Below are 25,887 nucleotides of genomic sequence, written 5' to 3'. Positions count from 1 at the left end.
ATGACATCCAAGTTGAACAACTACCCCGCGTTGCAGCGATGCCTGGCCGTCGCGCGGCTTGCCTTGATGGTCTGGCTGTTGTCGATGCTTGGCATGACGCCGGTACAGGCTGCGCTAGCGGTGCCCGCGCCGCCGCGAATCGCCGTGGTGTCGATCGAAGTTGCCCAGCAGCCGACCACGCTGCGCGCGGCCGTGCAGCGCCTGGCCGGCAAGTTCCAGATCGACCTGTTCGGGCTCGGCGCGGGGCAACTGCCGGGTATCGACGGCGTGGACCTCGGCGCGTATGACCTTGTCCTGGTCGAAGGCGTCGGGCCGAGGCTCGCCCAGTACCGCAGCCAGTTCGATGCGGCGGGCGCGCGTACGCGCGTGCTGGTGATCAACGGGTCGGAATGGCTGCGCGGCAACGTGCCGGCGGACCGCGTGCCGGACGCCATCGTCTATTGGCGCAACGCCACGGTAAGCAATTACGTCCGGCTGTTCAACTACCTGGGGGTGCGCCTGCTGGGAATGCGGGGCGACGTCGAGCCGCCGGTTCGATACGCGGATCACGCCTATTACCACCCGGCGCATGTCCAGGCGTTCGAATCGCGCGAGGACTACCTGACATGGATGCAGCAGCGGCTGCCGGACGCGTCCGGCAGACCGCGGGTCGGCATCCTGTTCTACCGCAGCCTGGCACTGGGCGAGAACACTGGCGTGATCGATGCGCTCATCACGCAAGTCGAACGGCAGGGCGGACTGCCCGTGCCGATCTGGCGCAGCGACAGCCGCGATTCGCTGCAGCCGTTCATGGGACCGGATGGGCGCGCGGCCATCGATGTCCTGATCCTGTGCGCGAGCCAGATCGATTACCGCGACCATCGCGCCGGCGTAGAGCAGGCGAGGGCGCTGGGCGTTACGATCCTGGGCTGCACCACCGATTACACGCGCACCCCCGACGAATGGCGGCGCGACATCGGCGGCTTCGCGCCGGATCGCAGCGGTCAGCTGGCGTTGTCCGAAGTCAGCGGCATCGTCGAGCCCATGATGGTCGGCGCGCGGACCGTGCAACCCGACGGCGCGGTGCGCCATGTGCCGATCCCCGAACAGATCGAATGGCGCGTGGCCCGGGCGCTGGCCTGGGCCCGGCTGCATCGCATGGGCAACTACGACAAGCGGATCGTCGTCGCCTTCCACAGTGAAGCCGCGGACCAGGCGGACGTGGGCAGCGATCCGGATACGTATCTTGACGCGCAGGCCAGTCTGGCCGCGTTGCTCAAGCGTCTGCGTGCCGAAGGCTACGACGTGGGTGACGCCGAACTGCCCGACGCCGCCGAGCTTGCCCGGATGATGGCGCGCGACGCGTCCAACATCGATGGCGGCCTGTGGGATCCGTCCCAGCCGGCGCGCGAACCTGCGCAGACACAGGCCGCGCAGACTGAGATGGCGCGGCGCGTGCGCGACGGCAACGCGGTGCTGCTGCCCGAAGCCGACTACCTGCGCGCCTATGCACGCCTGCCGCAGGCGCTGCACACGCAGACGGAAGCCCAGTGGGGCCCGCCGCCCGGCCGGCTCATGGTGCATACCGATGCCTTTGGAACGCGCGCAATCGTGTTGCCCATCCTGCGATTCGGCAAGGTCGCGCTGATGCCGCATCCGGTGTGGGGTTACCAGCAGGATGCCCGGGCGCTGCGTTCGACGGGCGCGCTGGCGCCGCACCATCAATACATCGCGTTTTATCTGTGGATGCAGCAGGCATGGCACGCCGACGCCTATCTGCCCATCTTCACGCAGCTGTCGCTGATGCCCGGCAAACAGCAGGGGCCCAGCCGCGACGACTGGGTGGGCGCGCTGATCGGCAACGTGCCGCACATCCAGCCCACGCCCTTGCAGGCCAACGGCGGCGTTGGAAACAAACGCCGCACGCAGGCCGTGACGATCGGCTTCATGCCGCCCATCGGCCGTCTGCCGGCTGCGCCGCAAGTGCAGGCGCTGCGGGAGGCGCTGGGGCAGGCGATTGAGGCGGCCAGCCCCGCCACGCAGGACGCGGTGCGCGCGGCGGCGCAGCCGTTTGCCACGGCGCTCGACCTGGACCCGCGGACGGCCGATTGGCCAGCGCTCGCGGCGGCTCTGCAAGCCTATCTGCAGGAATTGGACAGCGCCGTCACGCCGATTGGCGGTCACATCCTGGGACAGGCACCTGCGCCGGACACCGTGGCGAGCATGGTGCAGGCGATGCTGGCGGGCGACTCGGCCGATGCGCCCGCGATCGGCGCGGTGCGCGCCGTGCTGGACGGGAACCCGTCCGCGCTGCCTGCGGAAAGCACCACCCGCATTCGAATGTACGCCGAGCGCATCCTGGCTGCGCCGCGGGAAATGGACGCGGTGATCGGCGCGCTGGCCGGCCGCTATGTCACCCCGGGACCCATGGCAGACGCCATTCGCAACCCCGACGCGCTGCCGTCCGGCCGCAATCCCTACACGACGGAAACCCGCCGCCTGCCGACCAAGCAGGCCTGGGAGCAGGGGGCGAAGCTCGCCGACGAGCTGGTCGCCAACTATCAGCGCGAGCATGGCGGCGCGCCGGGCAAGGTCGCCTTCGTGCTGTGGTCGGGCGAATCCGCCCAGAACGAAGGGATGATCGAAGCGCAGATCATGCGGCTGCTCGGCACCCGGCCCGTCTGGAATCCCCGGGGCGAAGTGATCGACGTGGCGCTGGAAGACCGCGCGGCGTTGGGGCGGGCACGCGTCGACGTGCTCGTCACCACGTCGGGCACCTACCGCGATCATTTCCGCGACAAGATCGCCATGCTTGCCAAGGCCGCGCGGTTGGCGGCGTCGGCGCCCGAGGCTGACAACCCGGTGCGGCAGAGCGAACAAAATACGCGCCGCATTCTGATCGCGGCGGGCGTCGCCCCGGACGTAGCCGCCACCCGCGCCGCGCGGCGCATCTACTCGACCGCGCCCGGCGCCTATTCACCCTCGACCCAATTTGCCATTCAGGCGGGCGCCGAATGGACCGACGAACGGCTGGCCCGCCTGTATATGGACCGGCTCGGCCATGCGTACGGGGAAACGGACTCGGGCGCCGCCGACGCCGAGGCTTTCGCCGCCCAGCTCTCGGGCGTGGACGCCGCCGTTTTCAGCCGCAGCTCGAACGCCTATGGCCTGCTGGATACCAGCATGCCGGCCGCGTATCTGGGCGGCATCGGCATGGCGGTGCGCCAGCAGACCGGACGCCAGATCAGCAACTACGTGGCCGATACGCGAAACATGCGGCGGGGAGAAGTGCGGATGGAAACGCTGTCGCGTACGTTCAATCGCGAGCTGGCCACCCGTTACCTCAATCCCGCGTGGATCCAGGCGATGCAGGGCAGCGGCTACAACGGCGCCCGGTACATGGCCGAGCTGCCGGCCAATCTGCTGCTGTGGGATACGACCACGCCCGACCTCGTCAGCGACGCGGATTGGGCACAGGTCAAGGAGGTGTATGTCGACGACAAGCATGACCTGGGCCTCAAAGCGTACCTCGAGGCCAGCAATCCGGCGGCGCGCGAGAAGCTGATCGAGACGCTGCTGGCAGCCATCGACCGGGGCGCCTGGAAGGCCGACGCGCAGCAGCGCAGCGAATTGGCTGCGGCGTTGGCGGACAGCAAACAAGCCGCGCCAAACGCCTGCGCCGCAACGGACTGCGGCGCATCCCCGGGGGCACAACAGGCGCCGGCGCGAGCGCCGGGCGGCCAGACGGCCAATGAGACGGGCGACCAGGCGGGCGACCAGGCGGGCGAGGGCGCCGTCGTCGAAGGCTATGCGCTGCAAACGCGCCAGACCGCCGACGCGCCGGATCCCGCCGCTTCTCGTCATTGGCCGCTGGCGCTGATCGCCTTGGCGGCCATATTGGCAGGCATGCTCCGGCGCCCAAGATGGTGACGCGTTGAAAGGGCTGTGCACGCATTGCCATGCGCTGGCGAACGGCGGCCGAGTCGAGGCGCACCCGCGTCTGATGTACCGTGGCGTCCAGTTGGTGGACGCCACGGCGCCGGAACATGCCGGCCGCCGCCATGCGCATTTTTCGTGCTCGGCCTGCGGGACGCTATGGATCCGCTCGTACGACCGATGGGGCGCTGCCTACGGAATGCAGCTGAACCCGAACCAGATCAAGCTGTGATTCCGGGGTTCCTTGACCTAGGACAAACCCTTATACTCTGGGCCGGTCATTGAGACGCATTGCTGACTGAGTGGCCGTCTCGTTTTGGAATCCCTTATGAATCAACAACATAAAGACCTGTCCGCGCTCGCAAAAGCGTGGCTGTTTGTGCTGGGCGCGTGCATTCTGGCCGCCGGGCTCTTTTTCGGTTACCACGGCGCACGCCTGGTGGCCCTGAATGGAAGCTGGTATTTCGTGGTCTGCGGTGTGGTGCTTGCCATCTCCGGCATCCAGATCGCCCGCCGCCGTCCCAATGGCGGCCTGCTTTTCGCGCTGGCGTTGGTCGGCACCGCCGTCTGGGCGGTCATGGACGTGGGCCTGCAGTTCTGGCCGCTTGTGTCCCGCGTCCTGGTGTTCGTGGGATTCGGCATCCTGGTTGCGCTGTCGCAGCCGCTGCTGCGCCGCGCGCAAAAGCTGCCGGCCAATCCGGCGCCGTCCCGCATTGCTTCCGCCGTGCTGGCGCTGGCCTTCATCGCGACCGTGGCCGGCATGTTCGTGCCGCACGCGCCGGTTTCGCAAGGCGAGACCCTGGCGCTCAAGCCCGTCGCACCCGGCCAGGAGCAGAAGGACTGGGCGCACTACGGCAATACCGCCGGCGGCACCCGCTTTGCGGCGCTGGACCAGATCACGCGCGACAACGTGAAGGACCTTGAGGTCGCCTGGACCTACCGCACGGGCGACACGCCCGTCAGCCCCGGTGGCGGCGGCGCCGAAGACCAGCAGACCCCGCTGCAGATCGGCAACCGCGTGTTCCTGTGCACCCCGCACAACAACGTGATCGCGCTGGATGCCACGACCGGCAAGGAACTCTGGAAGGTCGAGATCAACGCCAAGCAGAAGAAGTGGATGCGTTGCCGCGGCCTGGCCTATTTCGATATCGATGCGCCGCTTGAGCAGCCCACCGTCGAAGGCGCGACGCCGGTCAAGGCCGTGAGCCTGGACGCGGGCGCCGCCTGCCGCCGCCGCATCCTGATGAACAGCGTGACGCCCGAGCTGATCGCGCTGGACGCCGACACGGGCGCCTTCTGCGCCGATTTCGGCAAGGAAGGCCGCGTGGACCTGCGCGCCGGCATGGGCAAGGGCGCCGACAAGGGCGAGTACTACCCGACCTCGGCTCCGACGCTGGCCGGCACCACCATCGTGATCGGCGGCCGCGTGGCGGACAACGTCAGCACCGACATGCCTGGCGGCGTGGTGCGCGGCTTCGACGTGATCACCGGCGAGCTGCGCTGGGCCTTCGATCCGGGCAATCCGGAAGACCAGGCCGCGCCCGCCGACGGCCAGACCTACGCACGCTCGACCCCGAACGTGTGGGCGCCGATGTCGTATGACGCGCAGTCGAACACGGTGTTCATGCCGGTCGGCAGTGCCGCCGTCGACCTGTGGGGCGTGAAGCACACCGCGCTTGACCGCAAGTACGGCGCCTCCGTGCTGGCCGTCGACGCCAGCACCGGCCGCGAGAAGTGGGTCTACCAGACCGTGCACGACGATCTGTGGGACTTCGACGTCCCGATGCAGCCGTCCTTCGCCGACTTCCCCGTCGATGGCAAGACCGTGCCCGCGCTGGTGTTCGGCACCAAGGCCGGTCAGATCTTCGTGCTGGACCGTCAGACCGGCAAGCCGCTCACCCGTGTCGAAGAGCGCAAGGTGCCGGCCGGCAACATCCCCGGCGAAACCTACTCGCCGACCCAGCCGTTCTCCGTCGGCATGCCTTCGATCGGCGCGAACGACATGAAGGAATCGGACATGTGGGGCGCCACGCCGTTCGATCAGCTGCTGTGCCGCATTCACTTCAAGTCCAAGCGCTATACGGGCCTGTTCACGCCGCCGGGTACGGATCCGTCGCTGAACCTGCCGGGTTCGCTGGGCGGCATGAACTGGGGTGGCATCTCGATCGACCCGGTCAACGGCTACCTCTTCATCAACGACATGCGCGTCGGCCTGGAAGTGCAACTGGTCGAAGCCGGCGCCAACGCCAAGAAGAGCGACGGCAATGAAGCCGCCGCGATCCAGGGCCCCGTGGCCCTGTCCGGCACGCCCTACGCGATCAACGCCAAGGTGCGCTTCATGTCGCCGCTGGAGATCCCGTGCCAGGCCCCGCCGTTCGGTACGCTGACCGCCGTGGACCTGAAGACGCAGAAGATGGTCTGGCAGGTGCCGGTCGGCACCGTGCAGGACACCGGCCCCTTCGGCGTCAAGCTGGGTCTGCCGATCCCGATCGGCATGCCCACCATTGGCGGCACGCTCGCCACGCAGGGCGGCCTGGTGTTCATCGCCGCCACGCAGGACTACTACCTGCGCGCCTACGATGCCGGCACGGGCAAGGAAGTGTGGAAGGTCCGCCTGCCGGTCGGCAGCCAGGGCACGCCCATCAGCTACAAGTCGACCGCCGATGGCAAGCAGTACATCGTCATCTCGGCCGGCGGCGCCCGCAACTCGCCCGATCGTGGCGACTACGTGATCGCTTACGCATTGCCGGGCAAGATCTGAATGGTGCGGTAAGCCCAAGGATCAAGGCGCTCTTCGGAGCGCCTTTTTCTTTGGTTCAAAGCCGGGATTGCAACGCGCGGGTGCGGTACAGCATGTACAGCGCCACCGGCGCGCCCACCAGACCGATGACCGCGTTCAGGTGAAAGACGTGACGGCTCCACGGCAGATGCACCACCAGATCCGCGGCTAGACCCAATGCCGCGCCGGTCAGGCCGGCGGCGGGCAGCAGCACGCGGTGGTCCGCCGTGCGCATGATCGCGCGCGCGACCTGCGCCGCTACCAGCCCCAAAAAGGCCACCGGCCCGCAGTACGCGGACACCAGCCCGCACAGCCAGGCCGCCGCGAACAACGCGCCGCGCTTGACCGCCGCGACGCGCAGCCCCATCGACTGCGCATAGCGCTCGCCCAGCAACAGCCCATTGAGCGGTTTGACCAGCAGCGCGCACGCCGCCATGCCGGCAAGCAGACCCGGCACCAGGATCTGCAACTGCTGGCGCGTGGCGCCCGCGAAACTGGCGTCGTCCCAGACCTTGAAGGCGCGCGCCTGCGTTTCGTCGATGAAATGCATCAGCACGCTGATCAGGCCAACCGCCAGATAGCCCAGCATCAACCCCACGATCAGCAGCGTCACAAGACCAATGTTGCGCGAACGCCGGGCCAACAGCAGCAGGACCAGGGTGGACCCCGTGATCGACGCCACCGCCATGCCCACGTCGCCGACCAGGCCGTAGCGCAACAGGAAAGCGTTGCCCGCCACGCCGGCGAACGTGACCAGCACCGCGCAGCCCAGGCGTGCGCCGTGCACGATGCCCAGCACGAACGGATCGGCGAGCGGATTGCGAAACAGCGTCTGCAACATCAGCCCGGCCACCCCCAGCGCCGCGCCGGACATCATCGCGTTGACGGCCCGTGGCGCGCGAAAGCCCAGCACGATGTCGCGCCAGGCCGGGTTGTCCGGCGTGGTGTCCGACAGCAGCGACTGCAACACGGCCTTCAGCGGAATCGCGACGCTGCCCAGCGTCAGTTCCGCGACGAACAGTAGCGCGATCAGTGCGGCAAGCAGCGGGAAGGCGAACCACACGGGCGCGCGGCGGACAGGGCGGGGCAGGGCCATCTGACCCGGCACGGAAACGGAAGGGATCATGGAAGCCTCCGCAGGAATTCATACTGGCCGTCAGCCATCGGCAGGACGGCGGGATGCAGGGCGCTGATGGCTTCGGCCAGCTGCACATGGGGTTTGGTCATGCTCTGGTCCTGATAGGGACTGGCCCAGGCGCCGGTGTAGCCGCGGTCCCAGGCGTAGACCTGTCCCGTGGCGGCCGGCCGGAACCAGCCATGCAAGGGATTCGTGCGCGTCCAGGCATCGATGTCCGGCTGGCCGCCCAACGTGCCAAGCCAGACGTCGGCCGTCGCGCCATCTGCGTAGATCGATTCAAAGGGCACGTACACCAGGCTGCTGGGGCTGGCGTCGCCCAGCACATAGTCGCCACCCGCATCGCGGATCAGTTGTGCGCGCTGGTTCGCCGCGCCGAAGGTCTCGAACGTGGCGCGGCCCGCGGCAAAGCCCGACATCACGGCGGGACGCGCCGGCACGTCCTGCACCAGGGCGGCCAGCCGCCGGTATTCCGCCTCGATGCGGTCGAAGCGATCGTTCGCCCGCGCTTCCCGGTTGCCCAGCAGGGCAAGCAACTTGAGCCATTCGGCCCGGCCCAATGGATGGGTTTCGTGGTGGTCCGCCTGCGGCAGGGCGCGCACGCCCAGTTCCCACAGGCGCGGATGCATGTTGGCCGCCGGATAGGCGGAATAAAAGCTCAAGTACACGTCGGGCTTGACGGCCATGACCTGTTCGATGCTAGCGTGGCCATAGCCCCACATGTCGTGGACCAGTCCGGCCTGGATCCGCTCACGGATGGCGGGCACCGTGGCGCTGCGCACATTTTCCGAGCCCACCAGAACATCCACCATGCCCAGCTCGTCCAGCGCGCCCAGGATCGCCGAGTTGCCGGTCACGAGCCGCTGGATAGGCACCTGGATTACCGGCACGTGCGGGTCATGCGGCGGCGCCGGCGTGCCGCACTGGACGAACAGGAAGTCCAGCACCTCGCCCGTGGCCACGCTGGGCGTGAAGCGCACGCGCTTGAAGTTCGGCCCGTACTCGACCTGCAGCTGCGACGAATGCCTGAACGCCACCTTGTCCGGAAAGTAGTCCACGCCGGGTTGATAATCGTCCACGCAGGCGGCCTGCAGGTTGTGCGCAGGGCCGACCGCCCCCACCGTCTGACGGGGCAGCGCCTGCACGGGCGGCGCGGAAACCTGCATGCACCCCGCAAGCAGCGTCGCCAGAAGCGCGCCCGCCATGCAGGCCTGAATGGCCCGCCTCGTTGCCGTCATGCCTGTCCCCGCGCAACAGCCGCCATTCGTAACGCCGAGGCCACTTCCGCCAAGGTGCCGTGCCGCGAGACGCCGCCCGGCGCCAGCGACAGCGCATAGCCATCGTCCAGCACGTCGATGGCCGGCGTGGCGTCGTCCTGCACGCAGTAACCCAGGCGCTGCAAGGCGCGCTGCGCCCACACGCGCCGCACGCCGCCGCCGTTCACGCGTATCGGAATCGCGCCGCCACGGCCCACGCGCAATTCGCCCCGGTCCAGATCGAACGCCAGGCCATCGGCGGAAAATGCCGCCGACAGCGCGCCGTTCAACGCCAGGTCTTCGGGCGCGCCGGTGTGCAGGCGGCGCTTGCCGTCGATGAGCCACAACGCATCGGCGTACCGCAACGCAAGCTCCAGATCATGCGTGGAAAGCACGATGCTCAACTGTTGCTGATGCGCCAGGTCCTGCAACAACTGCATCAGTTCGATCCGGCGCGGCAGATCCAGAAAGGCGGTGGCCTCGTCCAGCACCAGCAGCCTGGGCTGCTGCGCCAGCGCGCGCGCGATCATGATCCTCTGACGCTCGCCGTCGGACATGTGCGACACCAGCCTGGCCGCCAGCGACATCGCGCCCGCCTGCAACAGGGCGGTCTGCACGATGTCGTGGTCGGCCTTGCGCAGCCTGCCGCCCCAGCCGATGTGCGGATAACGGCCCAGGCACGCCAGCTCGTAGCCCGTCATCAGCATCGTGTCCACGCGATCGGTCAGCACCACCGCCAAGAGCCGCGCACGTTCACGGCTCGACTGCGCCGCCAGCGGCCGGCCGTCCAGCAGGATGTCTCCCGCCAGCGCGGGCTGCATGCCGCATAGCGTGCGGATGAGCGTCGACTTGCCCGCGCCGTTGGCCCCGATCAGGCACACGAAGTCTCCGCGCGGCGCATCCAGCGCGTAAGGACCCAGCAGCGGCCGGCCGTCGTAGCCGGCCACCAGGCCTTGCGCAAGCAGTGCCATCAGAGCCGGACCCCGAACGACACCATGACCGTGCGCGGCGCGCCGGGATAGGTGGGCACGAAGGCGCCGCCTGATTCGTAGTAACGCTTGTTGGTCAGATTCTGGACCGTCAGTTGCAGCCGGTACCGATCGGCCGGCCCAAAGCGGTAGATCGCGTTGGCATCCCAGCGGGTGTAGGAGGGCAGTTCAAAGCTGTTGGCGGTGTTGGCCTGGCGCGCGCCGACGTAGGTGGCGCCCAGGCCAAGCCGCAGTCCGCGGGCCCAGCCTTCAAGGTCGTAGGTCGTCCAAAGGCTGGCCGAACGGCGCGGCGCGTTGGCGACCAGATTGCCCTGGATGGCAGGGTCGCTGTCCTCGGTAATCTCCGCCGTCAGATGCGTATAGCTGGCCAACAGGCGCCATTGCGGCGTGATGGTGTAGGGCACATCCAGCTCCCAGCCGCGGCTGCGCTGCTCGCCCACCTGAATCACGTAGTTGAAATCCTCCGGGTCGCTCACCACGCCATTGGTGCGGCGGATGTCGAAAAGCGCGATCGTGGGCTCCAGGCGGCCGTCCAGCAGGCTGAACTTGGCGCCCACTTCAAACTGCTCGCCGCGCGAGGGCTCGGGCAGGCTGCCACTGCGCAGCATGCCGCCGCCGGGCTCGGTCAGGAAGGACTTGGACCAGCTCCCGTACAAGGACACTTCCTCGCGCGGCGTCCAGGTCAGGCCGATCCGCGGGGACCAGGCATCGTCCGAGCGCTTGAGCGCGCCATCCGTTGCCAGATACTCCGCCTCGCCCGTCGTGCGGGCGCGGTCATGGCGCAACCCCAACAACAGACGCCACTGCTTGCCGAACGACATTTCGTCCTGCGCGTACAAGCCGACGTTGTGGCTCGTGTAGCGCGACGAATCGTAATGCTGCAGCGGCCCGGTCTGCACGCCATGCACCGGATTCCACAGACTGATCGGCAGGTTGACGGGAAATCCCAGGCGGTTCATGTAGGCATCGGCCGTGAAGTCCCAGTCGTCGTAGTTGTAGTCGGCGCCGATCAGGACGCGATGGCCGACCGGCCCGGTGGTGAACCGCCGCGACGCCTCGGCCAGCACCGACGTGTCCTTCTGCGTGTCGATGCTGCGCTGGAACCGGCGATTGACGATGGGATCGCTGGTGTCGGCCCCGCTGACCGGCGGAAACCCGTACGCATACCAATGCGCGTCGGAGCGCGCCCAGGACCCCTGCACACCCGCGCGCAAGTCCCATCCGCTCTCGAACTTGTGATCGAGCACCAGACTGGCCAGCGCGCTATCGTTCTTCAGCTTCGCATCCCGCTCGCCGTAGTTGTAGTGAATCGGGACGTCCAGGAACAACGGGCTGTTGCCGAAGCCCCGATCGAATGCCGCCTCCTTGTGCCCGAACTCGAATTCCGCCGTGACCGTGGTGCGGGAAGAGGGCGTCCACTGGAACACGGGCGACACGAACTGCGTCTGGTTGTCCACGAAATCGCGGAAGCTGTGATTGCTTTGCAGGGAGCCGGTCAGGCGGTAACCCAGTGTCTCGCCCAAGGGGCCGGTGCTGTCGATGGTGGCGCGGTAGAAGTCATACCGGCCCGCCGTGAAGTCGATGTCCGTCTGCGCCTTGTCCAGCGGCTTCTTGGTCACGATGTTGACGACGCCACCGGGTTCGAAGCGGCCATACAGCGCCGATGCGGGGCCCTTCAGCACCTCGATCTGCTCGATGTTCACCAGTTCGTCGACCGGCGCGAAGACGCTGCGCCGAAACCCGTTCTTCAGATTCGCGGACGTCGCAAAGCCCCGCAGGCGAAAGCGGTCGTTGCTGCCGCCCCAGCCGACCTGGCTGGTCACGCCCGGCACCGTGCTGACTGCGCCGCCCAGCGTGGTGACGCCGCGATCCTCGATCAATTCCCGCGTCACGGTCTGGATGGAGAAGGGCGTTTCCTTGACCAGCGTGTCGCTCTTGTTGGCAGTGGGCGCCACAAAAGCGCGGTAAGGGCGTTCGCGCGTTCCGATGACGGTGATGGTTTCGAGCTTCTGGGTCGAATCGTCCGTCGATTCCGCCGTTTCGGCCGAGAAAGCCTGCAGTGGGGCGATGGCGAGCGAAATCAGGGCAAGGCTGGTCCGCTGCCGGCGGTTGCTGCGGGCAGTGGCGCCCGACAGGTCAGAACGCATGAACTTCTCCGAATGAATGCGCGGGCGTTTGCGGCAATCCCCCTGGATGCCTGGCCGGACGCATCTGACGGCCCGTTGTCTCCCTCTGGAGCACAGGCGTCTTGTTTTAAAAATCGAATGTTATAACGTAACAGACGATTTTCAAATGGTGGAGCATTCGAAGGGCCGTGCGTCACGAGTGACGGGCGGGGCGCGCCAGCTATTCGCTGTGGCGGTGCTTGCCCGTCTTGATGAAGAGATCCGAGAAGCTTTCCCAGTCGCTGAGGTACACGAACATCTCTCCCTCATCGCCTTCGCAAAGGGCCGATCCCCGGCTGCTTTCTTCCCAGAACGAGAAGAAGGGAAGGCGGCGAATGTCGTCCAGGCGCACGAGCCGGTCTTTCACGACGGTCAGGCCAAAGTAGGTGGTGGTCATCTCCGCAGCCCCTTTATAAGTCGCTGAAAAATAAGGATCTTAGTCGGGAAGGCATGCGGCCTGGAATAGCCGGAAGACGTAGTGCGCATTGGCCGGCACTAACAAAAGGTAATAGATAATCCCCGCCGACATGCGGCAAGATAAACGAATATCGCATCAAGCAGGACGACTTGTCCCGCGCTTGGACAGCACACCCTCAGCGTCACCGCCGGCATTCGCCGCGTGCATTTCCACTTAGATATGACAGGCATTTCGTGATACCCATGCGCCGGCGCACCGGCGTCCCGTCTTGAATACCGGGCAGTACGGAGGGGCACGTGAAGCAGCAACTGAAAGTTGGATTGACGGTGGCCGGCGTGCTTCTTGGCGCCAGCGCGCTGGGCGCCTATGTTGCGGGATTCAGCTTGACGCCAGAGCCCGCGGCTGTCGTGGCCACGCTTGGCGACGGCAAGCAGGGGCCGGCCGGCATGGCCTGGATTCCGCCTGCGGAATTCCTGATGGGCAACAACCACAAACTCTCGCAACCGAACGAGTTGCCTGCGCATCGGGTTCGCGTCACCGGTTTCTGGATGGACACCCACGATGTCACGAATGCGGAATTCCGCCGTTTCGTCGATGCCACGGGCTATGTGACGACGGCGGAGCAAAAGCCGAAGTGGGACGATTTGAAAGTGCAGCTTCCCCCGGGCACACCGCGTCCGGACGACACCTTGCTGGTGCCGGGCGCCATGGTCTTTATCGGGACCGAATCGGAAGTGTCGTTGCGTGACTACAGCCGCTGGTGGCGGTTCGTTCCGGGCGCGAATTGGCGTCAACCGCAAGGTCCGGGTAGCAGTATCGCCGGCAAGGATGACCATCCCGTCGTCCAGGTTTCCCACGACGATGCGCAGGCGTATGCAAAGTGGGCAGGCAAGCGTCTGCCTACGGAAGCGGAATGGGAGTTTGCCGCGCGAGGCGGCTTCGAACAGGCCACCTATGCCTGGGGCGACGAACTCAGCCCCGGCGGCAAGCCCATGGCCAACATCTGGGATACGCAGCAACAGCAGCCGTTCCCGGTGGTCAAGGACGAGAAGATCCAGGTCGGCACAACGCCGGTCGGCACGTTCCCTGCCAACGCGTACGGCCTTTACGACATGGCGGGCAACGTCTGGCAGTGGACTGCGGATTGGTACCGCGCGGATGCGTTTCGCATCCAGGCCCAGTACCGCCAGCCGCCACAAGACCCCGCCGGACCCGCGGACAGCTTTGATCCCGACGACGGCAACGTCCCCGCCTCGGCGCCCAAACGCGTCACGCGCGGCGGTTCTTTCCTGTGCAGCGACACGTATTGCATCAGCTATCGCGCCAGCGCGCGGCGGGGCAACGACCCCTTGAACGGCATGTCGCACCTGGGTTTTCGCACGGTGATGACGCCTGAACAATGGAAGCAGGCGCAAAGTCAGTCGGGACGCGTCGCCAGCCGTTGAACCCTTGCCGGGCATCCGTCCCGGTGAGCGAACCCGTTTGCAGTGGACAAGAGGGTCAAGCATGGCGCAGCGCGATGGAATTCTGGCTTTGGAAGCGGCAATATCGCAGGAGGTCCTGGGACAGGCGGCGGTGATACGCCAAATGCTGATCGCACTGGTGGCCGACGGCCATGTGCTGCTCGAAAGCCTTCCCGGGCTGGCCAAGACTCGCATGGTCAAGGCCCTGGCGTCGCACCTGGCGGCCGACATGAGCCGCATCCAGTTCACGCCCGACCTGCTGCCGTCGGACATCACCGGGGCCGATGTGCTGCAGCAGGACGCCGAAGGGCGCAATCGCATCGCGTTCCAGGCCGGACCGCTGTTCGGCAACCTCATCCTGGCCGACGAGATCAACCGCGCGCCGGCCAAGGTGCAGTCGGCGCTGCTCGAAGCCATGGAGGAAAGGCAGATCACGGTTGGCAGCAACACGCGCAAGATGCCCGAGCTCTTCATGGTGCTGGCCACGCAGAACCCGATCGAGCAAGAGGGTACGTATCCGTTGCCAGAGGCCCAGATGGATCGCTTCCTGATGAAGATAAAGCTGGACTATCCCGGCGCCGAGGACGAAATGGCGATGTTGGCGATGCTGCGCGGCGCGCCCCAAGTCGACGGCGCGGCAGCGCGTACCGAGGCGGCCCGCATTTCCCAGGAAACGCTCTTCGCCTGCCGCATGGAGGCGGCGGCGGTGCACGTGGCGCCGGCGGTGGATCGCTATACGGTGGACCTTGTGAACGCCACGCGTCGCCCCGCCGACCATGACGCGGATCTGGGCCGATGGATTCAAGTCGGCGCCAGCCCGCGCGGCGCCATTGCGCTGGACCGAGCCGCCCGCGTCCATGCGTGGCTGGAAGAGGCCGACTTCAGCGCGCCGGACGACGTACGCGCGGTGGCCCACGCGGTGCTGCGCCATCGCTTGCACCTTTCCTACGATGCCGTGGCCGACGGCATTACGGCAGATCAGGTCATCGATCGTCTCCTGGACGTTGTCGCCGTGCCGGCGTAGGGGCTCCCATGAATCGCGCGCCGCACCCCGTCCATCCGCCGCTGTCCGAGTTGATCGCACTGGAGGCTGCGGCGAGCGGATTGTCGTTTCTGGCGAACCAACCCCTCAGCAGCGTGCTGGCAGGGCCGCATGGGTCCCGGCTGCGGGGCCGGGGGCTGGATTTTGCGGAGCTTCGGCGTTACGTGGCCGGTGATGACCTGCGCCGCCTGGACCTGCGCGCATCGTTGCGCTACGGCAAGCCGTTCGTGCGTTCGTACACCGAGGAACGTGACCGTCCCGCGATGATTGTCGTGGACCAACGCATGAGCATGTACTTCGGCTCGGTGCGCGCCTTCAAATGCGCCGTCGCGGCACGGCTGGCGGCGATCGCCGCGTGGATTGCCTACCGGGGAGGGGACCGCGTCGGCGGTCTGGTGTTCGACGATGGCGGGGTAAAGGCGTTCAAGCCCTTGCGCAGCCGCGACCGGATCCGTGCATTCCTGGCTGCAGTGGCGTCGGCGAATGCCGACCTGTCCGCCGAGCGGCCGGATGCGCCGGCCGGGCAGGGCTTGAACCGTGCGCTGCGCGGCGCGCTCCTACACGCGCCGCACGATTGCCTGGTCTGCGTCATCAGTGATTTTGCCGGCGCGGACGACGACACCTTGCGCATCCTGCGCCTGCTGGCGGCGCACAACGATGTGCTGGGCCTGCTGGTGTTCGACCCCATGGCGCAGCAATTGCCAAGCAGCGGTCGGCTGGTGGTCACGCAGGGCGAACTGCAGCTGGAAGTCGCGGTGGGCCAACGGCGCGAACGCGAGCCGCTGGCGAATTTCTTTGGTGACCGTCTTCGCCGGGTGGCGGATGTGCTGCACCGCAGCCGCGTGCCGTTGCTGTCCATCAACACGGCAGAGGACGAATTGCCTCAGTTGCGGCGCGAACTTGGCAGGCAGGCGACGGCGGCAGCCGCGCCCCGGCAAAGGGAGAGCCCAGCATGAGCGAGGCGCTGCCGGGTCTGGATCAACTGCGCGAGTTGCCGTTGCCGGCGGTCGTGCCGTACTGGCCCGAAACGTGGGGCTGGGCCGTTCTGGCCGTCGTGCTGCTGGCCGGCGGCGCCTGGGCGGCAGCGGTCATCTGGCGCCGTCGTCATCGCAATCTGTATCGGCGCCAGGCGCTGGAAGCGTTGCGGCGACTGGCTCAGGCCGCGGCGGCGGATCCCTTGGCGGCGCGTGGCCTGCCTGCGCTGCTCAAGCGCACGGCGCTGGCTGCCCAGCGGCCGGATGGGCGCGCCGCGGTGGCGTCACTGAGTGGCGAGCCGTGGATCCGCTACCTGGAGCACGACGTGCCGGCGGGCTTTCCTGAACACGCGCCTGAACTGATGCGGCTTCTGGCCTATGCGCCGGACGACGCGGTGCGCGGCCTGGACGGCGCGGCGTTGTCGCAGTTGTTCCGGGCCAGCCGCGAATGGATGGTGAAGCATCATGTGGAGGCTTGAGTATCCCTGGTTGCTGGCCGCTGCGCCGCTGGCGTTGGCCGCGTATCGCTGGCTGCCCGCCTATGTACAGCAACGCAACGCGCTGCGCGTCCCGTTCTTTGATTCCGTTGCCGCGATCATCGGGCAAACGCCGTCGCGGCCGGGCGTGCGGGTCCGCGCTGGCCAGCTCTGGCTGAATATCGTGGTCTGGCTGCTGATGGTGGTGGCGCTTGCGCGTCCGCAATGGGTCGAGCCGCCGCTGACGCACACCGAGGCGGTTCGAGACGTCCTTCTGGCCGTCGATATCTCACAGTCGATGGACACCGCTGACTTCCGAAACGCCCAGGGGCATCCCGAATCAAGGTGGACGGCGGTCAAGGCCGTGGTGGCGGACTTCATCGCCAAGCGGCCAGATGACAGGCTGGGGTTGATCGTATTTGGGACCAGTGCCTATCCGCAGGCGCCGCTGACGGGCGACCACGTTGCGCTGACGTTGCTGCTGGATCGGACGGCCGTGGGCATGGCGGGTCCCAACACGGCCATTGGCGACGCCATCGGCCTGGGCATACGGATGCTGGATGCCGCGAAAGAGCGGGACAAGGTATTGATCCTGTTGACCGACGGCAATGACACCGGCAGCGCCGTACCGCCTGCGCGCGCCGCCGCGTTGGCGGCACAGCACCACATCATCGTGCATACCATCGGCATTGGCGATCCTGCCGCGACGGGCGAGGACCGCGTCGACTTCGGCATGTTGGAGGGAATTGCGCGCGCCACCGGCGGGCAGTTCTTCAAGGCGGAAGACCTGGCCAGCCTGCAGTCCGTGTATGCGACGCTGGACCGCATCACGCCGCGCGAAGTAAAGACCCTGCGGCATCAGCCCAAGCGCGATTATTTCTGGCTGCCGCTGGGGCTTGCCCTCTGCCTGCTGGTTGCCTGGCATGGCGTGGCAGCGATCTCCGCGTGGCGGATTCGCCGCGCGCAGGTCCCCCGCGTTGCGCAAACGGAAGAGGGGGGCGAATGGACCTCGACCTGAGCGCCTTCCATTTCCTGCGCCCGTGGTGGTTATTGGGCCTGCTTGCGGCGACGCTGCTCTGGTGGGCGCGGCGTGGAGAGGGGGACGCCGTGGGGCGCGCCAGCCGGATCTCGCCCGCGCTGCTGCCTTATCTGATCGTGCGTTCTCCCGGCAGTCGCGGGCCGCGCCCGATCGACGCCTTGGCGCTGATCCTGGCCATCGGTTCAGTCGCCGCCGCCGGCCCGGCATGGCATCGCGATCAGCCCGAATTTCTGGACAATGTGGCGCCGCTGATCGTGGCCGTCGCTCTGGGACCGTCCATGGACGGCGCCGACGTTCCGCCCACGCGCCTGGAAGCGGCAAAGCACTTGGTGCGGGATCTGGCTGCTCGCCGCGCTGGCGCCAAGACAGGCTTGATCGCCTACGCGGGCAGCAGCCACCTGGTGCTGCCGCCCACCGACGACACCAGCTTGCTGGACCTGTTCACGCAGGCATTGGCGTCGGATCTGATCGGCCCGCAAGGGCGGGACGCGGCGGGCTCCATCGCGTTGGCCGCTCAGGTGCTGGCGGCCGAACGTGCCGGCGGCACATTGCTGTTGCTGACGGACGGCGCCGATGCCGGCAGCCAGGACGCGGTACGTCAGCGCGCGCAAGCAGCGGCTGATCTGCAGGTGCTGGTGATGGCGGTGGGGCAATCGGGCCTGGATAAAGCTGCGCTGCAAGACTTGGCCCGGGCGGCGGGCGCGCCACTGGGCAGCCTGACCGCCACGCCCGACGACCTGGACTGGATCACGCTGCACGCCCAGCAGCACTTCCAGGCCGTGCAGGATGCGCAGTCCGGCGCCATTCACTGGAAGGATGCGGGCTATTGGCTCTGCTGGCCCCTCGCATTGCTGGCATGGTTGACGGTACGGCGGGGTTGGAATGTGGCCTGGATGGCCGCGATCGTGATTGCCGTATCGGTGGGCGTGCCGGCGCAATCGCACGCCAGTCCGCTGGCCGACGCGTTTTTGACGGCGGATCAGCAGGGCCGCCGGGCGTTCGATAGCGGCCGCTTCGAAGAAGCCGCGACGCTATTCCAGGATCCGTACTGGAAAGGGCGGGCCGCCTATCAGGCGGGCAAGTACGCCGACGCGTTGGCTGCTTTTTCGAAGGTGGAAACCCCGGAGGGCGTCTTCTATGTGGCCAATACCCAGACGCGCCTCAGGCAATACGACGCAGCCTTGGCCGCCTACGACCGCGCCCTGGCGATGTCGCCCGGCTGGGAGGCCGCCACCGTCAACCGGGGCATCGTCGAGCGGCTGCTGGCGGCGATGAGCCAGGAACAGCAGGGCGGCCAGGCCGAGCCGCCGGACCAGACGATCGCGGACAAGACGGCAAAGGCCGGCAAGATGGTCGCCGCGCCGGCCGCCCAGGCGGCATCCGAAGACGTCTGGTTGCGCAATCTGACCTTGTCGCCCACGCGCTTTCTGCGCGGGCGGTTCGCCGTTGAAGACGCGGCGGGAGGGCGCCCATGAGCGGTGTGCAGCGGGGGCTTTCGCTCATGATGCAGGGCGCTTTGGCCTTGCTTGGCCTCGTCGGCCTGCTCGGTCTGCCCGGCGTCGCGATCTCGCAAGACACACCGGCCTTGCGGGTCACAGCAATCGTGCAGGCGCCAGCAGAAGTGCGGGTCGGCGCGACAGTGCGGTTGGAGCTTGAAGTGCTGACGTCGACCTGGTTCACGCAACCGCCGGTGTTGCCCCCGCTCGATATCCCGGGCGTGCTGGTGACGCCGCCACAGGGCGAAGGCGAATTGGTGCGCGATTCCGTCGACGGGGTTTCCTATAGCGGCGTGCGTTACACCTATGTCCTGAGTCCGACAGCTGCGGGCGTCGTCCACGTGCCCGCCTTGCCGGTGACCGCCAAGGTCGGCCCTGGCGGCCCGGTGGCATCGGGGACGAGCAAACCCGTTTCGTTTTCGGTGCTGCCGCAGACAGCCGGCGCCGGGCAAGCCGTGGCGGCCGGAAAAATGACCGTCACCCAGGCCTTCTCGATAGCGCCCGATCCCTTGATCGTGGGTGGGCGGATCACACGGTCCATCACGCAGCGCGCCGAAGGCGTGCAGGCGATGCTGCTGCCTGCCATCGCGCTGCCGGACCTGCCAGGATTCAAACGCTACCCCCGCGAACCGGAAGTGACCCCGCTGGACGATGGCCGCGGCGGCTTCATCGGGGGCCAGCGGATCGACCGCGCCGATTACGTTGCGCAAACGGCGGGCACGTTTCAGCTGCCGCCGCTGACCGTGCGATGGCGCGATGGCGCGACCGGCGAACCGGCCAAATCGGAATTGCCCGGCCGGGAATTCACCGTGGCGCCGGCGCCTGCGGTCACGCCGCCATTCTCGCTGTCGGAAGACCTGGCCCAGTTGCGCCATGGACTGCGCTGGGTCATCCCGACGGCCTGGCTGGCGTGGGGCGCGGGCCTGCTGGCCGTCATCGTCGCTTTGTGGCTGACCTGGCCCGGGTGGCAACGCCTTGCCGCGGCGTTGCGCGTGCGTGCGAAGCAAGCGGCCGCTGCGCGGCGTGCAAGCGAAGCCTGGCACTGGCGCGCATGGCGGCATGACGCGCGCCGGCAGACCGCAACGCTTGGTGCCTTCTATCGCTGGCTGCGCGTGGCGTCGGGCGCGCGAGATTTGCGCGCGGCTGTCGCGCCGTTAGGTCAGGACTCCCGGCAGACGGCGGCAGCGGTGCTGCGCGACGCGTACGGCACACCGGGGCCCACCGCGGCCTGGCGGGGCATGCTGTGGCGGGCATCGGCGCAGTGGAGACAGCGCTGGAGAAGAGGGCGTGCCACTGCGCCAGCGCATGCCCTGGCGGACGAGTTGAACCCGTTTCACCCTGAACAAACAGCCACCGCGCAGCACGCGCAAGGAAGCCAACGATGAAACAAACGACTGAAGCACGGCAAGGTTGGGCAGCGTGGTTGGCAACGGCCTTCATCGCGCTGCTGTTGACGGCTTGCGCCTCTCCGCACAAGGCGCCGCCTGCGCAGGCGGCGCTGCCGTCGTGGAACGACGGACCATCGCGCACCGCGATCGTGGAATTCGTGCGTGCCGTGACCCAACCAGGCAGTCCAGACTTCGTTGCAAACGAGGATCGCATCGCGGTGTTCGACAACGACGGCACGCTGTGGTCCGAGCAGCCCCTCTATTTTGAAATGCTGTTCGCCCTGGACCGGGTCAAGGAGATGGCGCCCGCGCATCCCGAGTGGGCCAAGCGCCAGCCGTTCAAGGCGGTAATCGACGGCGACAAGGCAGCCTTGGCGAAAACCGGGCAGCAGGGTTTGCTGACGATCATGGGCGCGACGCACACCGGCATGACCGTGGACGACTTCACGCAAAGCGTGACCCAGTGGACGGCGACGGCGCGGCATCCCCGGTTCAATCAGCCTTTTACGTCGTTGACCTTCGTGCCGATGCGCGAACTGCTGGACTACCTGCGCGCGCATGATTTCAAGACCTACATCGTGTCTGGCGGCGAAACCGAATTCATGCGTCCTTGGACGCAGGCCGCCTACGGCGTGCCGCCGGAGCAAGTTATCGGCAGCGGGTTCACCACCACGTTCGAAATGCGCGGCGGCAAGCCGGTGCTCTGGCGCCAGGACAAGCTCGAGTTCAACAACGACGGTCCAGGAAAGCCGGTGGCCATCCAACGCTACATCGGCCGTCGACCGCTATTGGCCTTCGGTAATTCCGATGGCGATCTGCAGATGTTGCAGTGGACGACAGCGGGCGAAGGAAAGCGCTTTGCCGGCATCGTCCACCACACCGACGCGCAGCGCGAGTGGGCCTACGACCGGAACTCCAGCGTCGGGAAACTGGACCGGGCATTGGACGAAGCGCAGCGCAGCGGATGGACGGTTGTCGATATGAAAACGGAGTGGAAGCGGATTTTCGCGTTCGAAAAGCCTTGAGCAGGATTGACTTGGGAACACATGCCCGTCTGGGCGAGGAGAGCAGTCATGAAAGCAATTCGATGGTTAGGGGCGGCGCTGGTGGCCGCGAGCGGACTGGGGATGATGGGCGGCGCACATGCGCAGGCCCAGAGTGCCCAGTCCAGCCCGCAGGCGCAATCGTCCGGCAAAAAGCCGAACATCCTTGTGATCTTCGGGGATGACGTGGGACAGGCCAACATCAGCGCGTATACGAATGGCCTGGTGGGCTACCGAACGCCAAATATCGACCGCATCGCGAAAGAGGGCGCGATTTTCACCGACTACTACGCCGAGAACAGTTGCACGGCGGGCCGATCCACCTTCATTACCGGCCAGTCGCCGCGCCGCACCGGCCTGTCCAAGGTTGGCATCCCGGGCGCGCCCGTGGGGTTGCAGGATCGCGACATCACGATTGCGCAAGCCTTGAAGAGCCATGGCTACAACACGGCGCAATTCGGCAAGAACCATTTGGGAGACCGCGACGAGTTCCTGCCGACCAAGCATGGGTTCGACGAATTCTTCGGCAACCTCTATCACCTGAACGCGGAAGAAGAGCCCGAGCGTCCGTACTTTCCGAAGAACGCCAAGGACCCCGTGATCAAGAGCTACATGCCCCGCGGGGTGATTAAGGCGTCGGCCGACGGCAAGATCGAGGACACCGGCGCCTTGACCACCAAGCGCATGGAAACCATTGACGACGAAACCGTTGGCGCGGCGCTGGACTATCTGGACAAACACGGAAAGAGCGAAAAGCCGTTCTTCCTGTGGATGAACACCACCCGCATGCATTTGTTCACGCACATCCGGCCCGAGCACCAGGGCAAGAGCGGGATGCCGGGCAATGACTACGCCGACGGGATGTGGGAGCACGACCAGGACGTGGGCAAACTGCTCAAGAAGCTGGACGACCTGGGGATCGCCAAGGACACCATCGTGATCTACACGACGGATAACGGGCCCAACCAGTTCAGTTGGCCGGACGCCGCCACCACGCCGTTCCGCAGCGAAAAGGACACCAATTGGGAAGGCGCCTTCCGTGTGCCCGCGATGATCCGCTGGCCGGGGCACATCGAGGCCGGCTCGGTCAGGAACGACATCGTGTCGGGTTTGGACTGGTTCCCGACGCTGTTGGCGGCCGCCGGCGACGATGGCGTGAAGGATCGATTGCTCAAGGGCTGGCGCCCCGACGGCGCGAACCGCGACTTCAAGGTGCACCTGGACGGCTACAACCAACTGGATTACCTGACGGGAAAGAGCGACAAGAGCGCACGCGAAGACTTCTATTACTTCAACGACGACGGCCTGCTGGTCGCCATGCGGTTTGAGAACTGGAAGGTCGTCTTCTGCGAACAGAAGGCGCCTGGCGGGTTCGCGGTATGGAAGGAGCCGTTTGTGTGCCTGCGCGTGCCCAAGGTGTTCAACCTGCGCATGGATCCCTACGAGCGCGCCGATATCGTCTCGGATCAGTACAACGACTGGATTACGAAGAACGCGTATCTGGCCTTCATCGGATCGGCCAAGGCAGGAGAGTTTCTCCAGACCTTCGTCGAATGGCCGCCGAGTCAGAATCCCCCCAGCTTCAGCACCGATCAGGTGCAGAAGGAAGTAGACAAGAAGATCGAGGAGTACTTCGAGCAACAGGCCAAGAAGCAGGGCAAGTAGGCAGGGCAAGTAGGCAGTAAGGGGCGGGCGCGGCTTTGCGGCTGCGCTCGCGCCGGGTGATTTGGTGCACCGACAAGAGGAAGAGGACAACACAATGAATGCATCCGCGCGCCCGATTGCGGCAATTCATGCGACCGGCGCGGCCTCGCTTACCCAGTCGCCGCTTTGGCCTGCGGCGGCGCTGCTGGCCATGTCCGGCTCAGCGGCATTGATTTTCCAGATCCTCTGGATAAAACAACTGTCGCTGATCGTCGGCGTCGAAGTGCACGCAATCGCGGCTGCGGTGGCCGCGTTCTTTCTGGGCTTGGCTGCGGGAAGTTGGGTGCTGGGCCGTCGGGCAGACCGGTCCGCCTTCCCGTATCGGCTCTACGCGGGCATCGAAGTGGCGATTGCCGTAATGGGCGTTGCCGTGACGGTCGCGCTGGCGATCGGCGCGCCGGCCTTTGCCCGGACCGAGTCGTTGAACCCTTGGCTCGCCTGGGTTGCCGTCATGGTCGTGGTGGGCCTTGCTCCCTTTTTCATGGGTGGCACACTGCCTGTCCTGTTGCGCGCCACCGGCGCCGGGCGGATCGGTCGTGCAGGCGCCACGCTTTACGCCGCCAACACGGGCGGCGCCATCATCGGCGCGCTGCTTCCAACCTTTCTGCTCATTCCCGCGCTGGGCGTGCGCGGCACGGCTTGGGCGGCGGCAGGCCTGAATCTGGCGGCCGCGCTGGGCGCGTGGGTGCTGGACCGGCGGAACCGGCCGCCGACCGCCGAAGCCCCGCGGTCAGACGCGACCGCTGCGCCATTGCGTTTGTCCGGTGAAGCGCGTGCGGCGATCGGGCTGTATGCCGCGGCGGGCGCGGTCGCAATGGGCTATGAGGTGCTCTGGTCCCAGATGGTGGTGCCTTTCATGAGCACGCGGGCGTTCGCGTTTTCCGTGGTGCTGGCCCTCTATCTCGCGGGACTGGCGCTGGGCGCGGCGGCCTACGCACGATGGGAACACCGGTTCCGCGATCCGTGGCACGTATTCGCACTGTTGATTGCCGGCGCGGGCGTGGTGGCGTTATTGGAAGTCGCGGTCCTGGGGCCGTGGCTCATCCATGCCCAGTCGCTGGCCGAGAGTGCGGTACGGCGCTGGAGCGACAACGGCCTGACCGGCATGAGCGCCCGCTTCGCGGTCGTTGCCGCCTGGGTCGTGCTGTTGCCGACGCTGCTGCTTGGCGCGGCCTTTCCGGCCGTGCTGCGCATTGCGGTGCCTGCCGACCGGCGAGGGCAGGGTGCGGGCCTGGTCCTGGCGGGGAACACGCTTGGCGGGATTGCCGGCACGCTGTTTGTCGCGTTCGTTCTCTTGCCGCGCATGGGCACGGTGCACGCTCTCGTCGCCCTTGCCGCGGCTGCCTGCGCGATCGGCATCGCGGCAGCCTGGCGCTCTGGCGCGCCCATGGCCCGCGCAGTGACGATGTCCTTGTTTGGCGCCGTGCTGATCCTGGGTTGGGCGCTACCGGCGGATCATTTGGCGCGGCTGCTGCCGGGCGCCAAGGACGGCAAGCTGGTCTTTTACGAGGAAAGCCGGGGAGGGACGGTCGCGGTCGTCGAGCGCGGCGAAGGCGAACGGCGCTTCCGGCGGCTCTACATCCAGGGCGTTTCCAACTCCGGCGACGCCATGCCATCGCTACGGTATATGCGGCTGCAAGCGTTGCTGCCGCTGGTGGTCCACGCAGGCGAACCCCGTTCCGCCCTGGTCATTGGCTATGGGACAGGCATCACGGCGGGCGCCTTGTCACGGTATCCGGGTCTGGAGCGGCGTGTGGTCGCGGAATTGCTGCCTGGCGTCTTGCAGGCCGGTCCCTTGTTCAAGGGCAGCTATGACGCGGCCGCGGATCCTGGCCTTGATCGCAGGCTGCGCGATGGTCGGCGCGAACTGCTGACCAGCGACGAACGCTATGACCTGATCACGCTTGAGCCTCCGCCGCCGTCGGCCGCGGGCGTGGTCAACCTCTACTCTCAGGATTTTTACGAACTGGCGGCCGCTCGCCTCAATCCCCAAGGTGTGGTTGCGCAATGGCTGCCGCTGCCCACGCAAAACCTCGACGACACCCGGGCGCTGGTGGCGAGCTTCATCGCGGTGTTTCCCCATGCCTCGCTATGGACGACCGAATTGCACGAGATGCTGCTCGTCGGATCGCTGCAGCCGATGCCATTGGATGCCGCGCGGATAGCAGGGCGCATGGCCGATCCTGAACTGCGCGGGGCCTTGGCGCAGGTAGGTGTCGCCTCGCCCGCCGCATTGCTGGCGACCTGGGTAACGGACAGGGAAGGGCTGGCGCGCTTTGCGGGACAGACGCCGCCCGTGACCGACGATCATCCTGGAATCGAGTACGCGGCCTGGGTCCGGCCCCGCGAGATCGTACAAACACTGCCAGCCTTGATGGCTCTGCGAGGGGAGCCGCCGCTGGACGCCGGCGATCCGTCTCTCAAGGCTGACATCCACCAGGAGCGCAGCGCCCTCGATCTCTTCTACCAAAGTGCGCTGGCCGCCTACCGGGGCGACAGGCGGGAGTGGGGCCGGCATGCGGAATCGCTGGCGCAACTGGCACGTCACAACCCCTATCTGCGGTGGTTCATGTCAGGCACCGAGTCAAGATGATTCAGTAGTTTC

The 25,887-nt window shown here is 66.8% G+C and carries 18 protein-coding genes; 13 read left to right on the top strand and 5 right to left on the bottom strand.

Annotation, left to right across the window (positions count from 1 at the left end; genetic code table 11):
• From CLM73_RS14290 to CLM73_RS14285, 3 genes are all read left to right on the top strand, one after another.
• Positions 1-3,909, top strand: a complete 3,909-nt coding sequence (locus CLM73_RS14290; protein WP_105238984.1) for a cobaltochelatase subunit CobN — start codon at positions 1-3, stop codon at positions 3,907-3,909.
• Between the two features lie 73 nt (positions 3,910-3,982).
• Positions 3,983-4,147 carry a hypothetical protein gene (locus CLM73_RS28950; RefSeq protein ID WP_234015624.1) on the top strand — a complete coding sequence of 55 codons (165 nt, stop codon included), beginning with the start codon at positions 3,983-3,985 and terminating at the stop codon, positions 4,145-4,147.
• 96 nt (positions 4,148-4,243) lie between these two features.
• A complete protein-coding gene (locus CLM73_RS14285; RefSeq protein WP_105238983.1) occupies positions 4,244-6,676 on the top strand; it encodes a membrane-bound PQQ-dependent dehydrogenase, glucose/quinate/shikimate family in 2,433 nt (810 codons plus the stop codon).
• A gap of 55 nt (positions 6,677-6,731) precedes the next feature.
• On the opposite strand, the gene CLM73_RS14280 is transcribed toward CLM73_RS14285, so the two are convergent.
• From CLM73_RS14280 to CLM73_RS14260, 5 genes are all read right to left on the bottom strand, one after another.
• Positions 6,732-7,820, bottom strand: a complete 1,089-nt coding sequence (locus tag CLM73_RS14280) for a FecCD family ABC transporter permease (RefSeq protein WP_234015623.1) — start codon at positions 7,818-7,820, stop codon at positions 6,732-6,734.
• The gene (locus CLM73_RS14275; protein WP_234015622.1) at positions 7,817-9,067 is read right to left on the bottom strand and encodes an ABC transporter substrate-binding protein; all 1,251 of its coding nucleotides are present in this window, start codon (positions 9,065-9,067) and stop codon (positions 7,817-7,819) included. The genes CLM73_RS14280 and CLM73_RS14275 overlap by 4 nt, the downstream gene beginning before the upstream one ends.
• Positions 9,064-10,056 carry an ABC transporter ATP-binding protein gene (locus CLM73_RS14270; protein ID WP_105238981.1) on the bottom strand — a complete coding sequence of 331 codons (993 nt, stop codon included), beginning with the start codon at positions 10,054-10,056 and terminating at the stop codon, positions 9,064-9,066. The genes CLM73_RS14275 and CLM73_RS14270 overlap by 4 nt, the downstream gene beginning before the upstream one ends.
• Positions 10,056-12,221 carry a TonB-dependent siderophore receptor gene (locus CLM73_RS14265; RefSeq protein ID WP_105238980.1) on the bottom strand — a complete coding sequence of 722 codons (2,166 nt, stop codon included), beginning with the start codon at positions 12,219-12,221 and terminating at the stop codon, positions 10,056-10,058. Before CLM73_RS14265 ends, CLM73_RS14270 begins: the two co-directional genes overlap by 1 nt.
• 199 nt (positions 12,222-12,420) lie before the next feature.
• On the bottom strand, positions 12,421-12,636 hold the full coding sequence (locus CLM73_RS14260; protein ID WP_105238979.1) for a hypothetical protein: 216 nt from the start codon (positions 12,634-12,636) through the stop codon (positions 12,421-12,423).
• Between the two features lie 317 nt (positions 12,637-12,953).
• Here CLM73_RS14260 and CLM73_RS14255 point away from each other — a divergent pair, with 317 nt between their 5' ends.
• The 10 genes from CLM73_RS14255 (at position 12,954) to CLM73_RS14210 (ending at position 25,875) form a co-directional block, all read left to right on the top strand.
• Positions 12,954-14,102, top strand: coding sequence for a formylglycine-generating enzyme family protein (locus CLM73_RS14255; protein WP_105238978.1), 1,149 nt, complete (start codon positions 12,954-12,956; stop codon positions 14,100-14,102).
• A 61-nt stretch (positions 14,103-14,163) separates the two neighbouring features.
• The gene (locus CLM73_RS14250) at positions 14,164-15,144 is read left to right on the top strand and encodes an AAA family ATPase (protein ID WP_105238977.1); all 981 of its coding nucleotides are present in this window, start codon (positions 14,164-14,166) and stop codon (positions 15,142-15,144) included.
• Between the two features lie 8 nt (positions 15,145-15,152).
• Entirely contained in the window at positions 15,153-16,118 is a 966-nt protein-coding gene (locus CLM73_RS14245; protein WP_105238976.1) for a DUF58 domain-containing protein, read from the top strand.
• Positions 16,115-16,615, top strand: a complete 501-nt coding sequence (locus tag CLM73_RS14240; protein ID WP_105238975.1) for a DUF4381 domain-containing protein — start codon at positions 16,115-16,117, stop codon at positions 16,613-16,615. The genes CLM73_RS14245 and CLM73_RS14240 overlap by 4 nt, the downstream gene beginning before the upstream one ends.
• The gene (locus tag CLM73_RS14235) at positions 16,602-17,630 is read left to right on the top strand and encodes a VWA domain-containing protein (RefSeq protein WP_105238974.1); all 1,029 of its coding nucleotides are present in this window, start codon (positions 16,602-16,604) and stop codon (positions 17,628-17,630) included. Before CLM73_RS14240 ends, CLM73_RS14235 begins: the two co-directional genes overlap by 14 nt.
• On the top strand, positions 17,615-19,126 hold the full coding sequence (locus tag CLM73_RS14230; protein ID WP_105238973.1) for a vWA domain-containing protein: 1,512 nt from the start codon (positions 17,615-17,617) through the stop codon (positions 19,124-19,126). Before CLM73_RS14235 ends, CLM73_RS14230 begins: the two co-directional genes overlap by 16 nt.
• Complete coding sequence (locus CLM73_RS14225; protein WP_105238972.1) at positions 19,123-20,532, top strand: BatD family protein; 1,410 nt, start codon at positions 19,123-19,125, stop codon at positions 20,530-20,532. The genes CLM73_RS14230 and CLM73_RS14225 overlap by 4 nt, the downstream gene beginning before the upstream one ends.
• Positions 20,529-21,560: an HAD family hydrolase gene (locus CLM73_RS14220; RefSeq protein WP_105238971.1), complete on the top strand. Its 1,032-nt coding sequence runs from the start codon at positions 20,529-20,531 to the stop codon at positions 21,558-21,560. The genes CLM73_RS14225 and CLM73_RS14220 overlap by 4 nt, the downstream gene beginning before the upstream one ends.
• Positions 21,561-21,608: 48 nt before the next feature.
• Positions 21,609-23,243: an arylsulfatase gene (locus CLM73_RS14215; RefSeq protein ID WP_105238970.1), complete on the top strand. Its 1,635-nt coding sequence runs from the start codon at positions 21,609-21,611 to the stop codon at positions 23,241-23,243.
• Between the two features lie 94 nt (positions 23,244-23,337).
• The gene (locus tag CLM73_RS14210) at positions 23,338-25,875 is read left to right on the top strand and encodes a fused MFS/spermidine synthase (RefSeq protein WP_199778144.1); all 2,538 of its coding nucleotides are present in this window, start codon (positions 23,338-23,340) and stop codon (positions 25,873-25,875) included.
• Positions 25,876-25,887: the final 12 nt, after the last annotated feature.

The sequence above is a fragment of the Achromobacter spanius genome, assembly GCF_002966795.1.
Lineage (GTDB): Bacteria > Pseudomonadota > Gammaproteobacteria > Burkholderiales > Burkholderiaceae_B > Achromobacter > Achromobacter spanius_D.
Note: the sequence above shows the minus strand (reverse complement) of the source record. Positions and strands in the feature narration are given on the sequence as shown.